3 protein-coding genes are annotated in these 2,610 nt (G+C 39.5%); all 3 read left to right on the top strand.

The window, feature by feature from the left end; translation table 11 throughout:
- The first annotated feature begins 10 nt into the window (after nucleotides 1-10).
- The 3 genes from WB217_RS01065 to WB217_RS01055 all read left to right on the top strand — a co-directional run bounded on the left by WB217_RS01065 (nucleotide 11) and on the right by WB217_RS01055 (nucleotide 2,352).
- A complete protein-coding gene (locus WB217_RS01065; RefSeq protein WP_423989829.1) occupies nucleotides 11-949 on the top strand; it encodes a magnesium transporter CorA family protein in 939 nt (312 codons plus the stop codon).
- 100 nt (nucleotides 950-1,049) lie between these two features.
- Nucleotides 1,050-2,180 (top strand): stage II sporulation protein P, encoded by a 1,131-nt coding sequence (spoIIP, locus tag WB217_RS01060; RefSeq protein ID WP_423989827.1) that lies wholly within the window; start codon nucleotides 1,050-1,052, stop codon nucleotides 2,178-2,180.
- Complete coding sequence (locus tag WB217_RS01055; RefSeq protein WP_423989825.1) at nucleotides 2,173-2,352, top strand: hypothetical protein; 180 nt, start codon at nucleotides 2,173-2,175, stop codon at nucleotides 2,350-2,352. Before spoIIP ends, WB217_RS01055 begins: the two co-directional genes overlap by 8 nt.
- Nucleotides 2,353-2,610 lie beyond the last annotated feature (258 nt).

Raw genomic sequence — 2,610 nt, 5'->3', positions numbered from 1 at the left:
GGTTGGTAGAATGCTCGAGATATTTAAAAGCAATGAAGCGAGGCAGCTGGAATCGGTAGCGGAGATTTCAAAAGGCTGCTGGGTGAACATGGTACACCCTATTGAAGAAGAAATCACAAGGGTAGCTAATGAAACTGGTATTGCCATTGATTTCATCCGTGACGCACTTGATGATGAAGAGCGGCCGAGGATCGAAAAGGAAGATGGCAATGTTTACATCATTGTCGACTATCCATACATTACACACGATGAATCTGGATTTCCAATTTACGAAACGATCCCAGTCGGAATCGTCCTGACTACAGGCTGCATTATTACAGTATCCTTAAAAGAGACTCCGGTACTGAATGAATTTAGAAGCAATAGAGTGAAGGAATTCTTCACATTCAAAAAGACAAGGTTTGCGCTGCAGATTCTATATGTCATATCCATCTATTATTTGCGCTATTTGAAACAAATCAATAAAAAGACCAATGAAATAGAGCGAGAGCTCCATCAGTCAATGAAGAATAAAGAACTGTATGCGTTCCTCGCACTGGAAAAAAGTCTTGTGTACTTTACGACTTCCTTGAAGTCAAATAAAGTGGTATTGGCGAAAATCATGCGTTTCAATTACTTAAAGATGTATGAAGAAGATAAAGATTTGCTTGAAGATGTCATTATTGAAAATACACAGGCGATTGAAATGGCTGAAACTTACAGCTCCATTTTAAGCGGAATGATGGATGCGTTTGCTTCTATCATTTCAAACAATCTCAACATGGTCATGAAATTTTTGACATCCATTACGATTATTCTTTCTTTCCCGACCATGGTTGCCAGTTTTTATGGCATGAATGTCGACTTGCCATACCAGCATCACCCATTGGCTTTCATCTTTGCACTCAGCCTTGCAGTTTTCCTTGCTGGCTTAACTGCATTTGTGTTTTGGAAGAAAAGATATTTTTAACACTAAGCAGCGCTTGGACATACTTGTCCAGGCGTTTTTTAGTCTAAAAACCTCTCTATTCACATATTCTTTTGGTAAGCAAAATGATTAGGGTGATGCGATGAGTGCCATTTTATTGAATATTTATAAGAAGATGGTGAGCGGAATAATCATCATTGTCTGTACCTTGAGTTTATTTCTTCTAGCTGGATTAATTTCATCTTCGAATATTACTTTTTTTAAATTCAAGGTAAATGGAAATATCGGAGCCGATATTTTCATTAGGATCATCAGCTATGAAAACCCATTGATTGGACATGCATTAACAGGGTCCAATCCCGATTTCTCTGTCACTTCAACCGGTTTCAAGCTTATTACGAATATAGAGATGAATGACCTGAGGAGCCTGGTTAGAAGTGAAATTCCTGGGTTCATGGCTTTTGATTCGAGCTTCCTGATTGCCGATGAAGGGGTTGATTTTACAGATATACCGATAGAATCGGCTCCACCGATGGATGTTTTGCTGCAGGAAAGAAACATGGCAGCTAATGAACTGAAGGAACTCAACAGCGGCAATGGACCAACTGGAGCTCCCCCATCTGAAAAATCCGTCTTCATCTATCACACACATAGCTGGGAATCCTATTTGCCATTGCTCGGGCTAGAAGGAGTAGAGAATGAGAACGATGCGGTGGATGGAAAAACAAATATTACGATAGTTGGAGAGCTGCTAGGGAAGGAGCTGGAGAGAAGGGGAATAGGTGCAACTGTAGATAAGACAAATATTGGCCAGGAACTTAATAAAAGGGGATGGCTTTCCCCGAAATCTTATGATGTCTCCCGAACTTTAGTTAAAAGCGCGATGGCTGGTAACGATCACCTAGAATATTTCATCGACCTGCACCGTGACTCTTTCAGAAAAGACTCCACAACGGCAATAATCAACAATAAACCATATGCAAAACTTGTTTTTGTCATAGGGGAAGAAAATAAAAACTTTCAGCGAAACGTAAAATTCGCCAATGAATTGCATCAGTTTTTGAATAAAAATTATCCTGGCATAAGCAAGGGAGTTTTGCCTAAAAAAGGGATCGGTGTAGACGGAGTTTACAATCAGGACCTAAGCGGAAACTCATTAGTTGTCGAAGTAGGCGGTGTAGATAATAATATGAAGGAGTTAAAAAATACAGTAGAAGCATTAGCAGAAGCAATCAGCCAACTCTATTGGAAGGCTGAAAAAGTAAATGGCTAATAACCATGAAAAGTATTTTTGGCTGTTTTGGATGAGTGCAACTACATTTATGTCCTATTTATTTTTGTCTCTGACAGGTACGATTGCTTTTTTCCTGGCAGGCCTTGCAATGGTCTGTATAAGCCTGATTGATGACTATTTAGAAATGAACGAGGATGGAACGAGAGAATAAATTACAACAAAAAACCATTGAGGTGCCTATTAGTCACCTGCAATGGTTTTTCATTTTTTGAGAGGAAAGTAGAATATTCACGTCGAGAATTGTCAAACTCCAGTGCTTGTCGGGGCTGACCAAGGCGCTTGCACTTTTCTTATTTCTATTTAAACCAGCCCTTTTTCCTGAACCATAAAAACATTGCAAGACCAATGAAGGACATTGTGAACAAAGCTCCGAAATAGCCATATTGCCAATTGAGTTCCGGCATGTTAA

This window comes from Mesobacillus sp., assembly GCF_049588175.1.
In the GTDB taxonomy this organism is placed as follows: domain Bacteria; phylum Bacillota; class Bacilli; order Bacillales; family Cytobacillaceae; genus Mesobacillus.
Note: the sequence above shows the minus strand (reverse complement) of the source record. Positions and strands in the feature narration are given on the sequence as shown.